At 58.7% G+C, this 22,500-nt stretch carries 18 protein-coding genes and 1 tRNA gene; 11 read left to right on the top strand and 8 right to left on the bottom strand.

The genetic code is table 11. The features are described 5' to 3' along the window. The first annotated feature begins 4 nt into the window (after positions 1 to 4). Both BMZ42_RS09280 and BMZ42_RS09275 read left to right on the top strand, forming a co-directional pair. A complete protein-coding gene (locus BMZ42_RS09280; RefSeq protein WP_091521365.1) occupies positions 5 to 1,051 on the top strand; it encodes a threonine aldolase family protein in 1,047 nt (348 codons plus the stop codon). Between the two features lie 21 nt (positions 1,052 to 1,072). After that, complete coding sequence (locus BMZ42_RS09275; RefSeq protein WP_091521362.1) at positions 1,073 to 1,480, top strand: GFA family protein; 408 nt, start codon at positions 1,073 to 1,075, stop codon at positions 1,478 to 1,480. Between the two features lie 51 nt (positions 1,481 to 1,531). Here the strand turns inward: BMZ42_RS09275 and BMZ42_RS09270 are convergent, their stop codons facing one another. Further along, positions 1,532 to 1,996, bottom strand: a complete 465-nt coding sequence (locus BMZ42_RS09270) for an Hsp20 family protein (RefSeq protein WP_091521480.1) — start codon at positions 1,994 to 1,996, stop codon at positions 1,532 to 1,534. A 515-nt stretch (positions 1,997 to 2,511) separates the two neighbouring features. Here BMZ42_RS09270 and BMZ42_RS09260 point away from each other — a divergent pair. After that, entirely contained in the window at positions 2,512 to 3,393 is an 882-nt protein-coding gene (locus tag BMZ42_RS09260; protein ID WP_342028938.1) for an alpha/beta hydrolase, read from the top strand. Here BMZ42_RS09260 and hisN read toward each other — a convergent pair. Further along, entirely contained in the window at positions 3,374 to 4,147 is a 774-nt protein-coding gene (hisN, locus tag BMZ42_RS09255) for a histidinol-phosphatase (protein ID WP_091521356.1), read from the bottom strand. The genes BMZ42_RS09260 and hisN overlap by 20 nt on opposite strands. A gap of 181 nt (positions 4,148 to 4,328) precedes the next feature. After that, positions 4,329 to 5,219, bottom strand: coding sequence for an N-formylglutamate amidohydrolase (locus BMZ42_RS09250; RefSeq protein ID WP_091521353.1), 891 nt, complete (start codon positions 5,217 to 5,219; stop codon positions 4,329 to 4,331). Positions 5,220 to 5,418: 199 nt separating this feature from the next. Here BMZ42_RS09250 and cpdR point away from each other — a divergent pair, with 199 nt between their 5' ends. The 6 genes from cpdR to BMZ42_RS09220 all read left to right on the top strand — a co-directional run bounded on the left by cpdR (position 5,419) and on the right by BMZ42_RS09220 (position 10,514). After that, entirely contained in the window at positions 5,419 to 5,781 is a 363-nt protein-coding gene (gene cpdR, locus BMZ42_RS09245; protein ID WP_091521350.1) for a cell cycle two-component system response regulator CpdR, read from the top strand. A 100-nt stretch (positions 5,782 to 5,881) separates the two neighbouring features. Next, positions 5,882 to 5,956, top strand: a tRNA-Val gene (locus BMZ42_RS09240). A gap of 266 nt (positions 5,957 to 6,222) precedes the next feature. Further along, a complete protein-coding gene (locus tag BMZ42_RS18385; RefSeq protein WP_280139865.1) occupies positions 6,223 to 6,354 on the top strand; it encodes a hypothetical protein in 132 nt (43 codons plus the stop codon). 339 nt (positions 6,355 to 6,693) lie between these two features. Continuing rightward, complete coding sequence (locus BMZ42_RS09230; RefSeq protein ID WP_091521477.1) at positions 6,694 to 7,725, top strand: ABC transporter substrate-binding protein; 1,032 nt, start codon at positions 6,694 to 6,696, stop codon at positions 7,723 to 7,725. Positions 7,726 to 7,803: 78 nt separating this feature from the next. Further along, entirely contained in the window at positions 7,804 to 8,832 is a 1,029-nt protein-coding gene (locus BMZ42_RS09225; protein WP_091521346.1) for an ABC transporter ATP-binding protein, read from the top strand. After that, the gene (locus BMZ42_RS09220; RefSeq protein WP_091521345.1) at positions 8,829 to 10,514 is read left to right on the top strand and encodes an ABC transporter permease subunit; all 1,686 of its coding nucleotides are present in this window, start codon (positions 8,829 to 8,831) and stop codon (positions 10,512 to 10,514) included. Before BMZ42_RS09225 ends, BMZ42_RS09220 begins: the two co-directional genes overlap by 4 nt. A 66-nt stretch (positions 10,515 to 10,580) precedes the next feature. Here the strand turns inward: BMZ42_RS09220 and BMZ42_RS09215 are convergent, their stop codons facing one another. The 3 genes from BMZ42_RS09215 to BMZ42_RS09205 are packed head-to-tail and all read right to left on the bottom strand — an operon-like array spanning position 10,581 to position 14,565. After that, positions 10,581 to 11,753 (bottom strand): iron-containing alcohol dehydrogenase, encoded by a 1,173-nt coding sequence (locus BMZ42_RS09215; RefSeq protein WP_091521342.1) that lies wholly within the window; start codon positions 11,751 to 11,753, stop codon positions 10,581 to 10,583. 17 nt (positions 11,754 to 11,770) lie between these two features. Then, positions 11,771 to 13,153 (bottom strand): aldehyde dehydrogenase family protein, encoded by a 1,383-nt coding sequence (locus BMZ42_RS09210; protein ID WP_091521340.1) that lies wholly within the window; start codon positions 13,151 to 13,153, stop codon positions 11,771 to 11,773. 41 nt (positions 13,154 to 13,194) lie between these two features. After that, the gene (locus BMZ42_RS09205) at positions 13,195 to 14,565 is read right to left on the bottom strand and encodes a glutamine synthetase family protein (RefSeq protein ID WP_091521337.1); all 1,371 of its coding nucleotides are present in this window, start codon (positions 14,563 to 14,565) and stop codon (positions 13,195 to 13,197) included. Between the two features lie 359 nt (positions 14,566 to 14,924). Between BMZ42_RS09205 and BMZ42_RS09200 the strand changes: the two genes are divergently transcribed. Continuing rightward, entirely contained in the window at positions 14,925 to 16,100 is a 1,176-nt protein-coding gene (locus BMZ42_RS09200) for an efflux RND transporter periplasmic adaptor subunit (protein WP_091521335.1), read from the top strand. Positions 16,101 to 16,120: 20 nt separating this feature from the next. Continuing rightward, positions 16,121 to 19,255 (top strand): efflux RND transporter permease subunit, encoded by a 3,135-nt coding sequence (locus tag BMZ42_RS09195; RefSeq protein WP_091521333.1) that lies wholly within the window; start codon positions 16,121 to 16,123, stop codon positions 19,253 to 19,255. Positions 19,256 to 19,320: 65 nt separating this feature from the next. On the opposite strand, the gene BMZ42_RS09190 is transcribed toward BMZ42_RS09195, so the two are convergent. Together BMZ42_RS09190 and BMZ42_RS09185 are read right to left on the bottom strand one after the other, a co-directional pair. Then, the gene (locus BMZ42_RS09190; RefSeq protein ID WP_091521330.1) at positions 19,321 to 20,493 is read right to left on the bottom strand and encodes an ABC transporter substrate-binding protein; all 1,173 of its coding nucleotides are present in this window, start codon (positions 20,491 to 20,493) and stop codon (positions 19,321 to 19,323) included. A gap of 47 nt (positions 20,494 to 20,540) precedes the next feature. Further along, complete coding sequence (locus tag BMZ42_RS09185) at positions 20,541 to 22,436, bottom strand: AMP-dependent synthetase/ligase (RefSeq protein WP_175556678.1); 1,896 nt, start codon at positions 22,434 to 22,436, stop codon at positions 20,541 to 20,543. Between the last annotated feature and the right edge of the window lie 64 nt (positions 22,437 to 22,500).

Here is a 22,500-nt window from a genome sequence, read left to right as displayed (position 1 = left end):
TCTCTTGCTGTTTGCATCCGACAATTGGGCCGGCGCTCACCCGCTGATCGCTGAAAATCTCGTCCGCCATGCCGGTGGCGCGGCTCCCGCCTATGGCGCCAGCGACCTCGACCGCAAGGTCGCCAACACGTTCAACGACATTTTCGAACGTGAAGTGGCGGTATTTTTTGTCGGCACCGGCACCGCAGCAAATTCACTGGCGATGAGCGCCGTGGCGCGGCCGGGCGGTGTGGTGCTTTGCCATCGCGATGCACACATGATCGCCGATGAATGCGGCGCGCCTGAATATTTCACCCATGGCCGCCTCGGCCCGGTCGATGGTGCGCTCGGACGGATGCAGCCATCCCAACTTGAAAATGCTGTGGCGAAATATCCACCGGCATTTGTCCATGCCGGCCAGCCTGCCGCGATTTCGATCACGCAGGCCACCGAGATCGGCACAATCTACGACATCGACCAGATCGGCGCGATCTCGCAGATCGCCCGGCGTCACGATTTGCCATTGCATATGGATGGCGCACGCTTTGCCAATGCGCTGGTGACGCTCAACGTTACCCCCGCCGAAATGACCTGGAAAAGCGGCGTCGACATCGTCTCGTTTGGCGGCACCAAAAATGGCTGCTGGTGCGCGGAAGCGGTCGTGTTCATGAACCCCGCGCAAGCGGCGGAATTTCCATTCATTCGCAAGCGCGCCGCGCAGCTATTTTCCAAATCCCGCTTCATTGCAGCGCAGTTTGAAGCCTACTTCCACAACGACCTCTGGCTTGAAACCGCGCGCCATGCCAACGAAATGACCCAGCGCCTCGCCACACACCTGGCAAGGTCGCCACATGCGCGGCTGGGGTGGCAGCCACAAGCCAATGAAGTGTTTCCGATCCTTCACAACGACGCAGCCGCCCGTCTGCGCGCGGCCGGTATCACCTTTCATCCGTGGACACCGCCACACGATCTTGCCGGCACCATCGGCGCGGACGAAGCGCTGTGCCGTTTCGTCACCAGCTTTGCGACCTCCCCGGACGATATCGATCAGCTGGGCCTATTGCTGGCTTGATAAGAAAAATGAGGGAATGAGATGCGATTGGAAGGTGGATGTTATTGCCGCGCGCTGCGCTATGTCTGCGAAGGCAAGCCTGTCGCCAAGGCGCAATGCCATTGCCGCGAGTGCCAGTATTTTTCCGGCGGCGGACCTAACTATTTCCTGATGCTGCCGGCGGAAGGCTTCAGCTTCGTCAAAGGAACGCCGCAAACCTTTACGCGCAGCGACCTGGACAATGCGGTGACGCGGGAGTTCTGCGCGACTTGCGGCAAGCACCTGACGACGCACCGGCCGGATATGCCCGAGATAATCCTGAAAGCAGGAACGCTCGACCAGCCAGAACTGTTCGAGCGCGCACGGATGGCAATTTTCACGGTCGACCGACAGCCCTTCCATCACATTCCCGATGGAATCCCGAGCTTCAGTCATCTGCCAAAGCGATAAACAAAGCGGCGCCCATAGGCGCCGCTGATATTCATCTATTCGAAAACGGGCTCAGGCAGCCTTGGCTTCGATCTGCTTTGCCTGTGACGGTGCTGCAGTGATCTCGATCCGGCGTGGCTTCATCTCCTCAGGGATGTTGCGCTTGAGATCGATATGGAGAAGTCCGTTCTTGAGGGCCGCACCCTGCACTTCGACATGGTCGGCAAGCTGGAAACGGCGCTCAAAAGCCCGCCCGGCAATGCCGCGATGGAGGAATTGGGTGCCTTCTGCCGGCTCTTCAGCCTTTTCGCCCTTGATCGTCAGCACATTGCGGTGGGCTTCGATGGAAATCTCTTCATCGGAAAAACCCGCGACCGCCATGGAGATGCGATAGGCATCGTCACCGGTGCGTTCGATATTGTAGGGCGGGTAGCTCTGACCGGTCGTTTCAGGCTGGGCCAGCGAGTCCAGCATGGTGAAAAGACGGTCGAAACCGACGGTCGAGCGATAGAGCGGCGAAAAATCAACGTGACGCATGGTCTGTTCTCCTGTGAGCAACAAGTGTTCGCGCATGACCTGTGGCAAAACCCGTCATGGCGTTTTGCAAAGGCCGCGGTCCCGTCATCGGCGACCGCATCAGACATTTGGGGGCAGGCAAATCGCGTTTCAAGGGTGCCTCGCCTCTCCATCGTCATCACATGAACACGAGATGAACCGCCCCTCGGGCAGCGTTCACGCTCACCCGGCTACAAACCAACCCAACAACGAGATCAGACAGCGAGATGTCGCCGTCAACGAGGCCGCGCCGGGTGTATCGTCCCTTCCTCCCGGCTCGACAGAGGCCGGAAGCAGCAATCGTGCTCTTCCGGCCTTCATCGTTTCGGTAGTCGCAAGCATCAAAGCCTTTGCAACAGCTCGAAAGCTTCCTATCAAAGTGGACGAACTGATCCCACCGGACCAATTTCTCCATGCCTGCGCAGCTCTACGAAACATCTGGCAACCCTTTGCCACCTCACGCGACCGTCGGGAAGTTCCGCGCACGGGACGGCAAGATGCTTCGCTATGCCCGCTTTGCCGCCGAAGGACGACCGTTGCGAGGCACCATCGTCCTGCTTCCCGGTCGCAGCGAATCAATCGAGAAATATTTCGAGACGATCTCCGACCTGTCGAAACGCGGCTTCGGGGTCGCGATCTTCGACCTGCGAGGACAAGGCGGGTCCGATCGGCTGGCTCGCAATCCACGCTTGGGCTTTGTCACCGATTTTCAGGACTATGTCGCTGACATCGAGCCTTTTTTTCAGGACGTTGTGCTGCCCGATTGTCGTGGACCCTATTTTGTCCTCGGACATTCGACCGGAGCGCTGGTCGCCCTGCTGGCGGCACCTGCTCTGAGCAACCGCGTGCAGCGGATGATGTTGTTGTCTCCGCTTTTCGGTCTTGCTCCTCCTGCGTCCCTGTCACCTCGCAACACGTGTCGGCTATGTCGCTTGCTGCACGCGACCGGACTTGGGCAACTCACCGTAAAGCGCCCCGACACGGCGACCTTCGACGGCAATTTATTGACAAGCGATGCCCAGCGCTACGATCGCAACCAGACCATATTCAGCGCGCGACCGGAGCTTGGCATCGGCGGCCCGACAGCCACATGGGTGCGCTCAGTGTTCCATGCGCTTGATCAGGCTCAGTCCTCGCAGTTCAAGGCGCGTGTGACCGTCCCAATCCTCGTTGTGGCGGCAAGCGCAGATCGCGTCGTAGACACAGGCGCAACCGAGCGATATGTCGCCGGTCTGCGCACTGCTTCACTATTAACGATCCAGGGCGCGCGGCATGAACTTTTGCAGGAACGTGATATCTTCCGCGAACAATTGCTGGCCGCGTTCGATGCGTTCATTCCCGGCAGCGCGCCCGATCCATTCAGCCCTGCAGCAATTTGACCGCAGCCGCATGCAACTCCGGCGTCGCGGCAGCCACGATATCGCCTGCCTGTTCCGCCGGCCCGCCATCCCATGTCGTGATGACCCCGCCCGCCTGCTCGATGATCGGGATCAGGGCAATGATGTCGTAGGGTTGCAGCCCGGTCTCGACGACCAAGTCGACATTGCCGGCTGCCAACATTGCGTAGGCGTAGCAATCAGTTCCGTAGCGGGCGAGTTTCACAGCTGATTCCAGTCGGTCATACGCGACCTTGCGCTCGCCGGTGAACATCGACGGCGTCGTCGTACAAAGCGTAGCGTCCGCCACGTCAACGACCTTGCTGGTCGCAATCTGCTTGCTGCCATGCGGCCCTTCATAGTGGGAGTTTTTGCCGTCACACCAGAACAACTCACCAATAAATGGCTGTGACATCATGCCAGCAACGGCATCGCCATTGTCGGTCAATCCAACCAGCGTTCCCCACAACGGCATACCCGAGATAAAGGACCGCGTGCCGTCGATTGGATCGATCACCCACTGGTAGCGAGCGCTCTCATTTTCCAGCCCGAATTCTTCGCCATGGATGCCATGCTCCGGATAGGTCGCACGGATCAGTGCCCGGATCGCCTGCTCTGCCATGCGATCGGCCTCTGTTACCGGGTCAAATCCCGAGGTAAGCTTGTTGTCGACAAGCCCCGATTGGCGGAAACGCGGCAAGGTTTCTTCTGCTGCCGCTGCGGCGATCCTGCGCATGAAACCAGGCTCAATTGTCATTGTTCACCTTCAAATTCCTGTGTCGGCAAAAAGCCACCCTTGACATTGCTGCACCGCAGCATGAAACTAACACCGAGCAGTGTAACCTGCTCTGCCCATTTTTTTGGGCGCTTCCTCCCTAGACTTGGGCCGCGTCGGGCGACCGATGCGGTCTTTTTTTTGGCAAATCCGGCGCCCGAACCTACTCTGCTGCTAGCGGCAAACCTTGCAGCTCATATTCTGGTGTCGACATGATATCAGCGGAAAATCTCGTCAGATCTTTCGCGATCGCGTCGAACCCCGCAGCCCGTTCGTAGGTACGTTCGTTCATATAGAGACCGCGATTGATCTCGATCTGCAACGCGTGAAGCCCGTGCGCTGGTCGCCCGTAATGCTCTGTGATGAACCCACCGGCATAGGGACGATTAAGCACCACATTATATCCGAGACGCGACAGCGACGTGGCCGCCGCCGCCGCCAGAGCTGGCGCACAAGCGACACCAAAACGATCGCCGATGATGAAATCGGGACGTGTCGTGCCATCGCCGGGTCTGACGGTGGTCGGCATCGAGTGGCAATCGATCAAGACCGAAAACCCAAACTTCGCATGCGTCTGGGAGATCAGGCGTTGCAATTGTGAATGATAGGGCTTGTAGATGTTCTCGATCCGGTCGACCGCTTCACTCAGCGGCAGCTTGCCCGCATATATTTCCTGCCCTTCACCAACCAGACGCGGCACTGTTCCAAGCCCCCCGACGACCCTTGCCGAACGCGCATTTGCATAGGATGGCAGTGGATTCGTGAACATGCGCGGATCAAGCTCCCACGGCTCACGATTCACGTCGAGATAGGCCCTGGGAAAATTCGCAGTCAGAAACGGCGCCCCAAGTTTCACGACACCGGCGAACAACTCGTCCACATAGCAATCCTCGGACCGACGGATCGCGACGGCATCCAGCTTGCTCATGGCGAGGAACCGCGGCGGATAATACCGCCCGCTATGCGGTGAGTTGAAGACGTACGGAACACGCTGCTGCGCCGGACTTCGCACCATAAAGGCAGGCATGGTCGCAAAGTCGTCCGACACCGTCATGATACTCCCGAAAGGACCGCGTCACCCGTAACTGGGTTTTGAAAGTGCCATTTGCTGTTCACGCTGTCCATGGGCTGGCTACCCGCATCGACCCCGAACCGACCATTCACTTGATCTTTACTGCCTCGGAATCATATAGGGGTGACCGCGCGCTGGCTCTGATGGCGAGCCTGTGCTGGAGTAATTCGGACGGGACCAAATGGCAAGAATACTACTGGCGGAAGACGACGACGACATGCGCCGCTTTCTCGTGAAAGCGCTCGAACGCGCGGGCTACGACGTCAGCGACTTTGACAATGGCGCAAGCGCCTATGAGCGACTGCAGGAGGAGCCCTTCTCTCTCCTGCTGACCGATATCGTCATGCCCGAGATGGACGGAATCGAACTGGCTCGCCGGGCGACCGAGATCGACCCCGACCTGAAGGTCATGTTTATCACCGGTTTTGCCGCTGTCGCGCTGAACCCTGATTCCAAGGCGCCACGGGATGCAAAGGTCCTGTCGAAGCCTTTCCATCTGCGCGATCTCGTGAATGAAGTTGAAAAAATGCTGCATGCAGCCTGAAGCCAGCGGCGCTGAAAAAAGAATAGCAGTTAAACGGACATAACCGCTTTAAAGCTATTGACGACAGCGCCGGCTTATGGTGTATGCGCCCTCATTGGATGGGCGTGTAGCTCAGCGGGAGAGCACTACGTTGACATCGTAGGGGTCACAGGTTCAATCCCTGTCACGCCCACCATCCAATTCAAGCACTTAGCTACGGCTTACATAGTTCCCTTGAGGTTCAACGAACCTGACGAACCCGAGATTGGGAACAGCTTTCCATCCGATGCATTATCGGCTGTTATGGGGAGCCAGCTAGTCAATCACCGCCAACTGGATCAGCCTCACAGCTGAGCCACTCGATTCGTTTGACGCCTCCATAGCGATTGCATCTCTTAGCAAGATTGACCTACGATCAGCTTGCCTCGAGCGCTCCTGCTCGAGCGGTGAAAGGACACTTCAATGGCCAAAGGTCAGCAGAAGAGTAACCGTGAACCACGCAAGCCTAAAAAAGAAAAAGTGAAAACGATTGCGGCCGCCGCTTCCACGAAGAATGTGACGCAGCTGGGAGAGCACAAGAAAACCCCAAAATAAAAAATCCGGGGCTTTTTCTCCGATCTGTCATCGCACAATTTCGGTCGCGATTCCTGTCCAGAAACATCATCGTTGTTCTGGAAAGATCAGCTCTGCGCTGACTTCATGCCGCATTTCGCGGCTGTCACAGAATCTTCGTTGTCACATCCCCTTCATCTTGGGCTGCCACTACCGCCCCGCAACGCCTCTCCCGAAATCGCATCCATATCGGCTTTGCTTCCGTAACGGAGCGTGTCATAAATTGGATCGCAGAAAACAGGGAGAGGCTCGGCATTTTCTGGCTGAGAATGTTTGACGCCAAGAAAAACATCGGGGGTTCACAAGGTGATCGACATGACAATGAGCACGTTTTCCATCCGCGGAACGTTCCGCGGAGCTATTGCCGCTTTAGCTTTTTCTACCACGATGGGTCTCGCAACCGCTCAAGCAGCTGATGCGATCACCGCCTATACTTCCTATGAAGAGGACGAGATTGCCGCCTTCCTGGCTCGGGCAAAGGAAGACATGCCCGATCTCACGGTAAATGTGTTGCGTCTTTCGTCCGGCGACCTGCACGCCCGTATTCTGGCGGAAGCCAGCAACCCACAGCACGACGTAATCTGGGGCTGGGCAGTCACTTCGCTCATTGATCCTCGAATCGGCGAACTCACTGAAGCCTATTCGCCCGCCAATATCGACCGGATCGCACCGCAGTTTCGCGATCCGAATGGCAAGTGGTTCGCCACCACCGGGTACATGGCGGCCTTCTGTGTGAACGATGAGGTTCTGAAAGCGAAGAACCTGACCATGCCCACTTCCTGGGCCGATCTTGTGAAGCCCGAATACAAGGGCGAGGTCGTCATGCCGAACCCGGCATCTTCCGGGACAGGTTACCTGATGATCGCTTCCATCCTGCAGATGATGGGCGAAGAAAAGGGCTGGCAGTACCTCAAGGATCTCGACGCCAATATCGCGCAGTATATCAAGAGCGGCTCGCGTCCCTGCAATGCCGCCAGCGAGGGCGAATTCGCAATCGGTGCATCCTTCGCCTTGCGCGCGATCAAGAACATCGCCGAAGGCTATCCGATCACCATGGTGATCCCGTCGGAAGGCGCAGGCAACGAACTGGAGGCCAACGCGCTGATGGCCGGCTCCAAGAACAAGGACGCCGCCAAGCGTTTCCTCGACTGGACCATTTCCGACAATGCCGTGAACGAATACTACAACTGGAAGGAAATCGTCACGGCCACGGGCGGCACCATGCCTGAACGGTTCAAGAGTGCAGGCCTGCCGGAGGATATCTCTTCGGTGATGTGGAAGATGGACTTCGCCTGGTCTGCCGAAAACCGCGCTCGGGTCCTGGAGCAGTGGCAGAAAGAGCTGGAGCGCTAAGCCGCCCATTGCTCATGTTCCGTCGGGTGCCACCGGTATCCGACGGAAACTGCATTTCACTGTTCACAAGGATTTCCCGTGGCTCTCGCACTTTCGCACGTGACCAAGCGCTTTGGCAGCACAATAGCGCTGAACGACATCTCGCTGACAGTTGAACGTGGTGAGTTCATCTGCTTTCTCGGCCCTTCAGGCTGCGGCAAGACCACATTGCTGCGCATCATCGCCGGGCTGGAACTCGCCGAAGAAGGCACCGTCATGCTCGAAGGGCGTGACCTTTCTGAAACTCCTGCGCGCCACCGCAATTTTGGCGTGGTGTTTCAATCCTATTCGCTGTTTCCGAACATGACCGCGCTGCGCAACATCGGCTACGGGCTCGAATGCCGCCGCAAGCCGCGCGCCGAAATCGACGCCAGAGCCGCGGAAATGCTGAAACTGGTGGAACTGTCGGAACACGGCAACAAGCTGCCTTCGCAGCTGTCGGGCGGCCAGCAGCAGCGCATCGCACTGGCGCGCGCGCTAGCCACCGACCCGGAAGTGCTGCTGCTCGACGAGCCGCTGTCTGCGCTCGACGCCAAGGTGCGCGAGAGCCTGCGCCTTGAAATCCGTGAGGTCCAGAAGCGCCTCGGCATCACTACCATCATGGTCACACATGACCAGGAAGAAGCGCTGACCATGGCTGACCGCATTGTCGTCATGGACACCGGCACCATTGCCCAGCTCGGCACAGCGCGCGAGCTTTACGAACAGCCGACGTCACGCTTTGTGGCTGAATTCATCGGCCGCATGAATATCCTGCCGGTTGAAAACAACCTGTTCGCCGGCCAGCAGCTGGCATTGCCTTCCGACAAGCAGGGCGCGACGATGATCGGTATCCGGCCAGAGGATGTACGCATCCACGCTGGCGCCGCGCCATCCGACCCCGGATTGATCCCCGTCAAGCTGCGCAACACCATCTATCTCGGCCATCTCGCTCACCTTGTGCTTGATGTTGGCGACAGCGGCAAGGAGATCGTTGCTGAAATACCGGGCCATGCCTGCAAGGCCATTGTCGATGCGCCACATCTGGCAATCGAGATGCGTCCCGAGACGATCAAAGTGCTGCAATGAGTACGCTTGCAGTGGACCAGGCGGCGTCCCAAAGTCGCCGGAAAAACCGTAAGAGCCGGATGGCCGGAATCGTGCCCGCAATCATCGTCGGCATCCCGCTGGCCCTGTTCGTGCTGTTTCCGCTGACCCATATTCTGGGCCGTTCGTTCTCCACCCCGGATGGCTACGGCCTCGCCAATTATGCCGCGATGCTGGGCAATGAGCGCTTCCTGCGCATCACCTGGAACTCCTTCGCGGTCACCATCGTCACCACGATTCTGGCCATCGTGTTCGCCTATACGTTCGCTTACGCGATCCAGCGCTCGACGATGCCATTTCGCAATTTGTTCCGGCTGATCGCGGTGCTGCCGCTGTTTGCGCCGTCGCTGGTGCAGGCGCAGGGTCTGGTGCTGTTGTTCGGGCGCAACGGCATCATCAATCGCACCTTCGATCTCGGCATCGACCTCTACGGCTATTGGGGCATCGTCATCGCCTCTGTGCTCTATGTCTTTCCCTATGCCTTCCTGATCCTGTCGGCAGCGCTCGCCGTCGCCGACGCGCGCATCTACGAAAGCGCCGAGATGCTGGGCGCCAGCAAATGGCGGGCGTTTCGCACCGTCACCCTGCCCGCCACCCGCTACGGTCTGGCTGCCGCGATCTTCGTCTGCTTCACACTGGTGATTACCGATTTCGGCAACCCGATGGTGATTGGCGGTGACTACACAGTGCTCGCCTCCGAGGTTTACAATCAGGTCATCGGCCAGGCGAATTTCGAAATGGGCACGGTCATCGGCATGGTGCTGTTGATCCCTGCCGCCATCGCCGCCATCGTCGAAAAGCGCGTCAGTGCCAAGCAATATGCGCTCATCAGCGAGCACTCAAAACCGCTGGTGCCGCAACAGGATCGCATGCGCGACCGCTTCCTGCTCGCCGCCGCGCTTCTCATCTCGCTGGCGATCCTGTTGATTGTCGCGGTGGTGGTGTTTGCGTCCTTCGTGCATCTTTGGCCCTACCGGATGAACTTCTCGCTGCGCCACTACGCGTTCGACGTCCAGAACGGCATCCAACCGCTGTGGAACTCGATCTATATCTCGGTGATGGCGGCGGGCATCGGCGTCGTGGTCGTCACCGCAGCGGCCTATGTGATCGAGAAATTCCCGTCACCGGCAACCCGTGCGCTCTACTTCCTGTCGATCCTGCCCGCGGCCGTGCCCGGCATGGTGCTGGGCCTCGGCTATATCCTGGCCTTCAACAACCCGATGAACCCGGTCTACGCCATCTATGGCACACTGTTCATCATCGCCATCGCCAACGTCTATTACTACCACGCCCACGGCTTCCTGATTTCAGGAACCAGCATGAAGCAGATCAGCGGCCGGTTCGACGAAGCGTCGGCCACGCTCGGTGGCTCGCGGCTGCAAACCTTCACCAAGGTGACGCTGCCGCTGCTGTTTCCGACACTGGTCGGCATCGCCGTGTTCTTCTTCATGCGCTCGATGGTGACTTTGTCGGCAGTGATCTTCCTGATTACGCCCAACACGCAGGTTGCCGCCGTGTCGGTGCTGTATCTCCAGGACCGCGGCGCGACCAATCAGGCCGCCGCCTTCTCGGTTTGCATCATCGCCACCATCATGGTGGTGCTGCTGGCGGTGCGTTTGCTTCTCAACGCCACCGGGCACAAGAACGTGTCGCTGATCCGATAAATCCAGCTGAACAAGAAAAAGGCCCGGTTTTCTCCGGGCCTTTTTCTTTGGTAGATCGTCGCCGGTTCAGAGCTTGCCGGCTATCGCATTGTCGAGCAGCGTCAGCGCGCCGTCCTTGGTCAGCTCGATCGGATTGCCACCCGCCGTCGGATCGACAATCGCCATGTCGGCAATCAGGTTCCGGCGCGCATCATCCGGCGCGAAATCCTTGATGAATTCCGGCAGCGTGTGCGGCACATTCAACGTCGTGCGCAGTGCCAGCACAGCGGCGGCAAAGCCGTCGAAGCCACCAGCGATGCCGCAATAGGCGGCCAGACGCTCGATCCGCTCTTCGATTGCCGAGCGGTTGAACGCCAGCACATAGGGCATGAACACGGCATTGGTCATGCCGTGATGGCAGTCATAGAGCGCGCCGAGCGGATGCGACAGCGAATGGATCGCGCCGAGGCCCTTCTGGAACGCGGTCGCGCCCATTGCCGCCGCCGACATCATATGCGCACGCGCAACCAGGTCAGATCCATCGGCATAGGCTTTTGGTAGATTCTCGAAAACCAGCCGCACGCCTTCGACCGCAATGCCGTCAGCCATCGGGTGATAGCCCGGTGCGCAATAGGCTTCGAGGCAATGCGCCAGCGCGTCCATGCCGGTTCCAGCGGTGATAAACGCCGGCATGCCTGCGGTCAGTTCCGGGTCGGCAATCACGATTGCCGGCAGCATCTTCGGGTGGAAGATCACTTTCTTGGTGTGGCTCGCCTCATGTGTCAGCACACCAGCGCGGCCGACTTCCGAACCTGTGCCCGCCGTCGTCGGCACGGCGACAATCGGCGCGATCTTCGACGCGTCGGCGCGGGTCCACCAGTCGCCAATATCCTCAAAATCCCATACCGGGCGCGACTGATGCGCCTGGAAGGCGATCAGCTTGCCAAGGTCGAGCGCCGAGCCGCCGCCAAACGCAATGATGCCGTCATGCTTGCCGGCCTTAAACACTTCGACGCCCGCGTATAGATTCGACTCCACCGGGTTCGGCTTGACGTCGGAAAACACGCCATAGGCCACACCTGCATCATCCAGCAGCTTCAGCGTCGACGCCACCACCGGCAGCTTGGCAAGGCCGGGATCAGTGACGAAGAGCGGGTTGGACATGCCCACTTCCTTCAACACGTCCGGCAGCTCCTTGATACGACCCGCGCCGAAGCGGATCGTGGTCGGATAATTCCATTTGGAAACGAGATTGCTCATGGTCTGTCTTTCGAAATTCAGATCGATTCACGCAGATGATAGCTTTTCGGCCGGGTCAGATTGTCATAGCCGACAAGCCCCATCGCGCCGCCCTTGCCGGTGTCCTTGACGCCCGTCCACACCAGCCCCGGATCGACATAGTCGCAGCGGTTCATGAACACCGTGCCGGTCTCTATGCGGTCGCCCAGCGTTGCCGCATGGTCGGTGTCGGTGGTCCAGATCGAGGCGGTCAGGCCATAGGGGCTGTCATTCATCAGCGCCACAGCTTCCTCGTCGTTGCGCACCTTCATGATGCCGACGATCGGCCCGAAGGATTCCTCGCGCATCACGCTCATCTGGTGGTCGACATTGGTCAGCACTTCCGGCGCGATATAGGGCGAGCCTTCCTTGTCGTTCTCGACAATCATGCCGACATGCGAGACAGCGCCCTTGCGCAGCGCTTCCGCCTTCTGCTCGCGGATCAGATCGGCAAAGCGCGCCTGCGCCATTGGTCCCATCGTGGTCGACTGGTCGAGCGGATTACCGACGACATAGTTCTTGGTTTCGGCGATGAAACCCTCGACGAAAGCGTCATAGACCTTCTCGTGGACATAGACGCGCTCGATGCCACAGCAGCACTGGCCGCTATTGTAGAATGCGCCATCGACCAGATTGGCAATCGCATGGTCGAGCTTGGCATCCGGTAGCACATAGGCCGGGTCCTTGCCGCCCAGCTCAAGGCCGAGCGTCATGAACGTGCCAGCCGCCGCGCGCTCGATGGCACGACCGCCCGCTACCGAGCCGGTGAAGTTGCAATGGTCGATCGTGCCGGAGCCGAGCAGCTTTTCGGTCTGGCCATGATTGAGCACGATGTTCTGGAACAGCCCCTTCGGCAGCCCGGCCTTGTCGAAGGCCTGCTGGAAACGCTCGCCCACCAGCAGCGTCTGCGCCGCATGTTTGAGGATCACCGCGTTGCCCGCCATCAGCGCCGGCACCACCGAATTGACCGTGGTCAGGAACGGATAGTTCCACGGCGCAATCGTCATCACGACGCCGAGCGGCGCGCGCTTGAGATAGCGGCGGAAACCGGGGCGATCTTCCGGGATGTACGGCGTCAGCGCCTTCTCAGCCAAAGCCACCATATAGCGCGTACGCTCTTCGACGCCGCCCTTTTCGCCGCCATACCGCACCGGGCGTCCCATCTGCCAGGCGATTTCTGGAACGATCTCGTCGTTCATGTCCAGCAGCGCTTCCAGGAAGGCGAGCAGATATGTTGCCCGCTGCGCGATCGACGTCTGCGCCCACTCAACCTGCGCTGCGCGAGCGCGTGATACCACCGCGTCAATCTCAGCATCAGCTGCAAAAGGACGCTCGAGATAGATCGAGCCATCGATCGGGGATTTCAGTTTTACGGTTTCCACTCAGGATTCTCCGGTAGTCATTCTTCGTTGTGGTGCGTCCGTTAGTATCGCTCAAACCCGCGGTGCAGTTCCCAGTCGGTGATGCGGCGGTCGTATTCCATTTGCTCCCAGCGCGCAGTGTGAAGATAGTGTTCGACCACCTCCTCGCCGAACGCTTCCTTCAGCATCGCCGATTGCTCCAGCGTCACGATCGCGTCGCGCAGCGTCTTCGGCACATCAGGCAGTTCCGCCATGGCATAGGCATCGCCCTCGAATGGCGCGGGCAGCTCAAGCTTTTCGTCGAGCCCCTTGAGACCCGCTGCGATCAACGCCGCAAAGGCGAGGTAGGGGTTGAGGTCCGCGCCACCGATGCGGCATTCGGTGCGGATACCCTTGGTGCCCTCGCCGCACAGGCGGAAGCCGGCGGTGCGGTTGTCGCGGCTCCATACCGACTTGGTCGGTGCAAAGGTGCCTGCCTGAAACCGCTTGTAAGAGTTGATATAGGGGCAGAGGAACCAGGTGTAGTCGGCCGCATATTTCAGCTGTCCGGCCACCCACGACCGCATCAGCGGGCTCATCGTGTATTCGGCGTCTTTGTCATAGAACAACGGCGTCTTGCCGTCCGCGCTCCAGAGCGAATTGTGCACGTGGCTCGAGCTTCCGGCGAGGTCGTAATTATACTTTGCCATGAACGTGATGGCCTTGCCTTCCAGATGGGCGATTTCCTTCGCACCATTCTTCAGGATCACATGGCGGTCGGCCATGTCGAGCGCCTCGGCATAGCGCACGTTGATTTCCTGCTGCCCCGGCCCCCATTCGCCCTTGGAGTTTTCAATCGGAATGCCAGCCGCTTCCATCTCGTTGCGCAGCCGGCGCATGATGCCTTCTTCCTTGCTGGTCAGGCCGATCAGATAGTCTTCGATATAGGGCGAGGCCGTATCGAGTTTCTGCCAGCGCTTGCTGCGCGCGCTTTCATACGTTTCCTCGAGCAGAAAGAATTCAAGTTCCGAGGCGAAATAGGCGCGATAGCCGCGCTCGGTCAGCCGCGCTACCTGCTTCTTGAGGATGCCGCGCGGCGAATGTGGCAGGTCTTCATGCGTGTGATGGTCCTGCAAATCGCACAAGACCAGCGCGGTCTTTTCTAGCCAGGGAATGACACGGATCGTGTTGAGATCCGTTTTCATCACGAAATCGCCGTAGCCCTTGGTCCAGCTCGCCGCCTTGTAACCGGGCACGGGTTCCATATCGATGTCGTTGGCCAGCAAATAGTTGCAGCCATGGGTTTCTTCATAGGCCGATTCGACAAAGTACTTGGCAAGAAAGCGCTTGCCGATCAGACGTCCCTGCATGTCGACTGCGCATGTCAGCACGGTGTCGATGTCACCCGCCGATACAAGCTTCTTCAACGCGTCGACCGAAACTATTCCTGCCATTCTCTTCCCCAGTATCGTATTTGGTTCAGTGCATGGTGCGCGAGAATGACGTTTGCTTGCAACAGGCCAATCGCACAGCTTCCACAGGCCACAACAATATGAAATTGTACAGAGGCTACCAAGCAAATATCAGAGCTTCCTCTGCGGAGCAGGATGCATCGCAAGCCGAGCATTCCTGAGCCTGCTCGATCAGCCAAATTACCGATTTTTAATGATCATTTTGATGCATTACGCCTGGAGACAGGGCATAAGGCTTCATGGAAGGCGCGTCGCAACAGGCGATGGCGGCAGTGTCGTTGCAGTTTTGTTCGAATGGATATCACTCGCTAGACGCACCTGCGATAGGATCGGAAGTTCGTATGTCGTTCTGGAAGCAATCCGCTCTGTCAGCTCTTGTCCTCGTGGCGGCCGCAACCGCATGGGCAATATTTTATCCGGGTGCTCCGCAGGCGCTCGAGCGCGTCGGCCTGGAGCGGCTCGCCGCCTTGCTTCCCGAGCGTGATAATGCGCTCCCCGCTGAAGAGCGGCAATCGCCTCGCGGCGGCTTTGCTTCCCAGCCTGCGCTTGTCATCGCCACACCGATCGTCACCGAGACGATCAACGACCGGCTGTCGGCAATCGGCTCCAGCCGTGCGGTCAGTTCCGTTTCGCTGACACCGTTCGCGGCTGGCCGGCTTACGGAAATACTGGTGGAACCGGGCGCCCGGATCAAGGCCGGCGATGCCATCGCCACCCTCGATTCCGACGCCGAACAAATTGCGGTCGACCGCGCGCGCCTCACACTGGAAGACGCAAATGCACGCCTCGAACGCGTCAAGGCGCTTCTCAACTCCCGTACCGCCACTGCGGTTCAGGTCACAGAGGCTGAATTGGCAGTTCGCAACGCTCAGCTCGCGCTGCGCGATGCAGAGCTGGCGCTTTCGCGGCGAACCATCCTGGCCCCGATCAATGGGGTTGTAGGCATCCTGCCCATATCAATCGGCAATACGGTGACAACACAGACCGAAGTTGCAACGATTGATGACCGCTCCCGCATCGTGATCGAATTCTGGGTGCCAGAGCGTTTTGCGGCCATGCTGGAAGTGGGACAAGCGATGAGTGCTGTCTCCATAGCCAGACCAAATGAAGTCTTTGACGGAACGATCAGTGCGCTCGACAATCGTATCGACCCTCTGAGCCGCACGCTGCGGGTTCAGGCGCGGCTCGATAACCGCAACGATGTCCTGCGGGCCGGCATGTCCTTCCAGGTATCCATGGCGTTTCCGGGCGACAGCTACCCAGCTGTGGACCCGCTCGCAATCCAATGGAGCACCGACGGCGCCTATGTCTGGTTGATCGAGGACGGCATCGCAAGACGGGCGCCTGTGCGGATCATCCAGCGCAACACAGACAGCGTGCTCGTTTCCGCAGACTTCGGGACCGCCGGAGCAGTCGTGACGGAAGGCGTGCATGCAGTTCGTGAGGGTGGCGAAGTTCGCATCGTGCAGGGTCTTTCCGGCGGCCCTGACGCAACGCCCCTGACGACCGGCTCCTGAGTCCGGAGAGACACGAGACGATGACCCAGCGACCCACCGGTGCAGAAAACGGCATCACCGCACTCTTCGTCAGAAGACCTGTTCTCGCCTTCGTCCTGAATACGCTGATTGTGGTGGCAGGACTTGCAGCCCTGTTCGGCATCGAAATTCGCGAATTGCCGGATGTCGACCGCCCCGTCATCACGGTGAGCACAAGTTTTCCGGGTGCCTCCGCCGAGTCAATCGACCGTGAACTGACTGCGGTAATTGAAGGTGCCATCGCCCGCGTCTCCGGCGTGAAATCAATCTCATCCTCATCTTCCTTTGGAAGAAGCCGCGTGACCGTCGAGTTCAATGACGGCGTCAATCTGGACACTGCTGCCTCCGACATGCGCGACGCGGTCAGCCGCATTCAGAACCGCTTGCCGGATGATGCCGACCCGCCAAATGTCGTCAAGGCAGACGCCGACGCCCAAGCAATCGTGCGGCTCGCCATCACATCCGACACGATGAGCGTTCACGACATGACCGTGCTGGTCGAAGATCAGATCGCCGATGCATTCGCTTCGATTGATGGCGTCGCCGAAGTGCAGATCTATGGTGGGCGCGACAAGATCTTCCGCGTCGACATCGACCAGTCACGACTGGCCAGCCTTGGCCTCACCGTCGCGGATGTTCGCAGTGCCCTTGCCACCATGGCATTCGATACACCTGCCGGTTCTCTGACCAGTAACGACCAGGATCTGATCGTCCGCGCCACCGCGCCGGTCACCACGCCGGCAGAGTTCGAGAACATCATCGTGAAAGGCACGACGAGGCTGCGAGATTTCGCCTCGGTTACGCTCGGCGGCGATGTTGGAGAGTCGCAGCTTCGTGCCAACGGCAAGACTGGCATCGGAATGGGCATTATTCGTCAGGCTCAGTCGAATACGCTTCAAATTTCCGAAGATGTCCACGCAGCGATCGAACGGCTGGCGCCGACGCTGCCTGCTGGCGTCGAAATCTTCATTACGGGTGATGAGGCAGTCTTCATCAACGGTGCAATCCATGAAGTCGAAATCGCGCTCGCGATCTCGGCAACTGTGGTGCTCGTGATCATCTTCCTTTTCCTGCTCGACTGGCGCGCGACAATCATTCCGGGCCTTGCGTTGCCCGTTGCGTTGATTGGCACCGTCGCAGCCATCTATCTGGCCGGTTACTCAATGAATATCCTGACCCTGCTTGCCTTTGTCCTTGCAGCAGGTCTGGTGGTCGACGACGCGATTGTCGTGCTGGAAAATATCGTTCGCCGGCGCAATGAGGGAATGGGCCCCCGCGCTGCGGCTGTCCTCGGCACGCAGGAAGTGTTCTTCGCCGTTGTCGCCACAACCGCGACTCTGGTTGCTGTATTTGTCCCGCTCTCGTTTCTGCCCGGACAGACAGGTGGCCTTTTCCGCGAATTCGGCTTTACACTCGCTGTGGCGGTGGTGCTGTCTGGGATCGTTGCGCTGTCGCTTTGCCCGATGATTGCTTCACGCGTGTTGACTGGGAGCGTCGAAGAAACCACCCGGACGGGCTTTTTTGGCACGATCGGACGCTTCCTCGGGGGGTTCTATCGCCGCACGCTACACGCTGCACTCAACACGCCACTCGTGGTTGTTCTGATCGCTGTCCTGCTCAGCGGGCTCGCAGTGACGCTGTTTCCCACAATCCGGTCCGAACTGACACCGTCGGAGGACCGGGCATCGGCATTCCTGCGCATCTCCGCACCGCAAGGCGTCAGCTTGGACTATCTGAGCCAGCGGATGCGCGAAGTGGAGACATTGATACAGCCTCTCCGAGATTCAGGTGAGATTGTCTCGACCTTTGCAATTGCTGGTTCGGGCAACTCGCAGAACTCAGGGTTCATCGTCATGTCGCTGGCTCCATGGAGCGAGCGTGAACGCTCCCAGCAGCAGATCATCCAGGAGATCACCAACCGCGTCCGTGACGTGCCGGGCGTTCGCGCGTTTGCATTTCAGCCAAATAGTCTGGGTATTCGCGGTGCCGGCAGCGGTTTGCAATTTGCTGTGGTCGGCAACAACTATGCGGATTTGACGGCAGCCGCTCAGTCGATCGTGGCAGACTTGGAGAAAGATCCGCGTTTTTCTCAGCCACGCCTGACCCAGGAAACCACCCAGCCGCAATTGTCCATCAAGATCGACCGCGAACGGGCATCGGATCTCGGAATCAATATTTCGGGGCTTGCCGAGACGATTCAGGCCATGCTCGATGGGCGAGAAATCGGCTCGGTCTACATTGATGACCGCTCCTATGACGTGAAGCTGCTGTCGACGACCAACCCGATCAATGATCCGACCGACCTTGAGAACGTCTTTCTGAAGGCTCAGGATGGACGCTTCGTGCCGATGTCGACAATTGCATCGCTCACGGAACAGGCGGTTGCGCCATCGCTTTCGCGCGAACAGCAAATGCGGTCCGTTGCAATCACCGCAAGCCTTGCCTCCGACGTCGCGCTCGGCACTGCCTACGTGGCAGCACAGGAGATCGCCGCCCCCCATCTGCCTGCGGGCAGCCGTATTGTCCCGCTTGCTGAAGCCGCAACGCTCAGCGAGACATCCAGCGGAATGCTCTACGTGTTCGGCTTCGCAATCGTCATCATTCTGCTGGTTCTGGCCGCGCAGTTCGAGAGCTTCGTCAGCGCCGCGATCATCATGGCAACGGTGCCACTTGGCCTTGCATGCGCCATCTTTGCGCTGCTCCTGACCGGCACGAGCCTCAATGTCTACAGCCAGATTGGCCTTGTGCTTCTGGTTGGTATCATGGCGAAGAACGGTATTCTGATCGTCGAATTTGCGAACCAGCTGCGCGATCGCGGCCTGCCCTTGCGCGAAGCCATTGAGGAAGCCTCGAACATTCGCCTGCGTCCTGTCGTCATGACGATGCTCTGCACCATCGTTGGCGGCATTCCGCTGGTCGCGGCTGCAGGTGCGGGTGCAGAAGCACGTATCGCGCTGGGCTGGGTGATCGTTGGAGGCCTCGGACTATCGACCATCTCAACGCTGTATCTGACGCCAGTTGCCTATCTGCTGCTCGGTCGTTTTGTCACTCCGAAGGTCGAGGAAGAAAAGCGCCTTCATCGCGAACTGGAACAGGTGAACCAGGTTTCCGCAACGCGCGTGCAGCCGGCGGAGTAAGCTGACAAAAGAAATGCCGCGCAGTATTCACTGCGCGGCATTCGCTTTCAGCTCAGGCAGAAAGATTATTCAGTCGGCTCTGCGCGACCGATTTCAACCCACTTGCCATCCTTGATCTGAGAAACGACGATCGTGCCGCCACCCTGGTGATCATCGGCCCCATACGCGATATCCACATCGAGAATCGGGTCGTTGAATGAAAGGCCTTCCATCGCGGTCTTGAAGCTCTCGGCAGTCAGATCCTTGCCGGCTGCCTCAAATGCCTTCACCAACGTATTGGCTGCAGCCTGACCAAGCTGGCCAGCTGTTCCTGCCGGCTCGCCATGGGCTTCCTGATAGGATTTCGCCCAGGCGGCGACTGCTTCATTGTCGAGACGGTTCTCAAAGTCGGACCACCCGGCCGCCGCATAATATCCCTCGGTCACACCCTCAGGCACCTTGGCGATAGCCGTGTTGAAGCCTGCGGATGAGCCGATAAAGGCAGCTTCGTTCCAACCGAGACGCTTTGCTGTGCCAACCGCAATGATCGTCGGACGCACGGCGATGCCCATGGCGACAATTTCACAACCGGAAGCACGCAGCTTCTGGATCGAGCCGACGAATTCCTGTTCATCGGGACGATGCGTCGTCTCGTCGGCATATTCGACGCCGAGTTCAGCGGCGACGTCCTTGGCTGCTTCATGCACTTCCAGGCCGAAGTCAGACGGGATGTACATGGCGCAAATTTTGGTGGCGTTCTTTTCCTTGGCGAGGATCCGGATGCCTTCCTTGGTCTCACCATAATAGCTGCCGAGGCCCGAATATTTGTAGGTGGTGTCACCTTCGAGCATCTGGCGGGCAGCCGTCAGTGGCGAAACGTTTGCCACCTGCTTGGACTCCATTAGTGGGAAGCCGGCAATGTTATGTGGCGTGCCCAGGTTCAGGATCATCGCGAAAACGCGGTCTGAATTGACCAGCTTGTTGAAGTTCTGAACCGCCTTCGGCACCTGATAGCCATGGTCCTCCACCACGAACCTTATCTTGCGGCCATGAATGCCACCGTCAGCATTGACCTTGTCGAAGATCTGCTGCGCCGCCTTGATCGCACCGACGTTAAACGCGGCGAAGACACCGGACAGATCACCGTTGGAACCGATGACGATCTCCGTGTCAGACACGCCCTGCGTGGCGTGGGCCGTCGTTGCCATCCCGGCGGCAAGCCCCAAAGCAACGATCGACTTGGCAATTATATTCTTCATGTCACTCCTCCTGTGTTGTTGTTCTCTTTATTCCAGTTCGGCCAATCCTATTCCCGGCCGTACATGTCATCGATCAGACCTTTATGCTTCTTTTCGACAAAGCCGCGTTTCAGCTTCATCGTCGCTGTCAGCTCCTCATCTTCAGCCGTCAGCAGCACGTCGATCAATCGAAAATCCTTGATCTGCTCGACCCGCGCAAACTCCTTGTTTGTTTCCTCGATCACGCCGCCGATCAGATCTCTCACCTCCTGGGCAGCACAAAGAGACTTAAAGTTGTTGAACGGAACCTTCTTGTCCTGAGCAAATTTTTCAACGTTCTCCTGATCGATCATCACAAGGCAGGTCAGATATTTGCGTTTGTCGCCGATCACCACCGCGTCGGCAATATAGGGCGAGAATTTGAGCCGGTTTTCCAGCTCCGCCGGCGTAATATTCTTGCCTCCCGCCGTGATGATGATGTCCTTGACGCGACCGGTGATGCTGAGAAAGCCTTCATTGTCGAGCCCGCCGACATCGCCGGTCTTCAGCCAGCCATCGGCGGTGAAGGTCTCCTCCGTCTTGTCCGGCTTTCGCCAGTAGCCCTTGAACACGTTCGGGCCGCGATACTGGATCTCACCGTCGGCAGCGATACGCGCCTCCCCGCCCGGAACGATCAGCCCGACGGTACCGGTTTTCTGCGCTGTCAGCATGTTAACCGAGATAACGCCTGAGCTTTCGGTCATCCCGTACCCTTCCAGAACGGTAATGCCGACTGATCGATACCAGCGCAGCAGATCAGGGGAGATCGGCGCGGCCCCAGTGGTGCCACGACGCAGGCGGTCCATGCCCAGCATCCGGCGCATGTTCGACAACAGGAAAAAATCCCAGAACGCATAGGAAAGGCGGGTGCCAAGCGGCACGGACCTGCCGGCGTCCAACGCGTTGACCCTTGCCATACCGGCCTTTTGTGCACGTGCAAACGCCCACTTGCCCAGCGGAGTCGCATCGCTGGCCATAATCATGATCCGGCTGTAGATCTTTTCCCAGACGCGCGGGACCGCAGTGAAAACGTGCGGTGAGACCTCCTGCACATTGTCGAACACCGTTTCCGGGCTTTCAGCGAAGTTGACGGTCGACTTCAGGCCAATCGGCGTGAACACGGTAATCAGCCGCTCAAGGATGTGACACAGAGGCAGGAAACAGACCTGCTCGTCATCCGGCTTGACCGGCAAGGTCAGCAGCGAGCCGATCACCGACGCAATGATATTCCCATGCGTGATCTCAGCCCCCTTGGGGGGGCCGGTTGTACCCGAAGTATAGACGAGGATCGCCGTATCCTCTGGTCGTGATGCAGCAATTTCCTCATCGAAACGGGTCGGGTTTTCCTTCAGGAATTCACGGCCTGCCGCATAGAGATCGTCAAGGAACAGAACCTTGTCGTCGGAAAAGTCGTGCAGTCCATCACGATCGTAGACGATCACCTTGAGAAGGCTGGGCATCTCGTCGCGAATAGACAGATATTTGTCCAGTTGCTCGTCATTCTCGACAAAAAGAAAGCGGCTTTCGGAATCGTTGACGAGATATTTAAGCTGCGACGCGGAGTCGGTGGTGTAGACCCCCGAAGAAATTCCGCCGACGCTCTGGACGCCAAGATCGGTGTAGATCCATTCCTTGTTGTCCTCGGAAAGGATCGACACCACCTCCCCACGCTGGAGGCCCAGCGACATCAGCCCCAGTCCGATCAGCCGCGCATGCTGGTAAAAATCCGTCCACGTATAGGACAGCCAGATGCCGTAATCCTTTTCGCGGTGCGACACCTTCGCACCAAGCTCCTCGCAACGCTGGCGAAACAATTTCACCAGCGTGTCACAGCCATCAAAGAAATACGGCCCGTGGGCGAGGTCCTTGTTGAAGCTGTATCCGTCGAGCGTCTGCTGCGGCGGAATCTTTTCAGCGATCGTCATGTCAGCCTCCTCCCGAAAGTCATCTGCAAAAACTGAACGTGGCATTCAGCTTCCTCCGCCACGC

This window comes from Aquamicrobium aerolatum DSM 21857 (assembly GCF_900113935.1).
Taxonomy (GTDB): Bacteria; Pseudomonadota; Alphaproteobacteria; order Rhizobiales; family Rhizobiaceae; genus Aerobium; species Aerobium aerolatum.
Note: the sequence above shows the minus strand (reverse complement) of the source record. Positions and strands in the feature narration are given on the sequence as shown.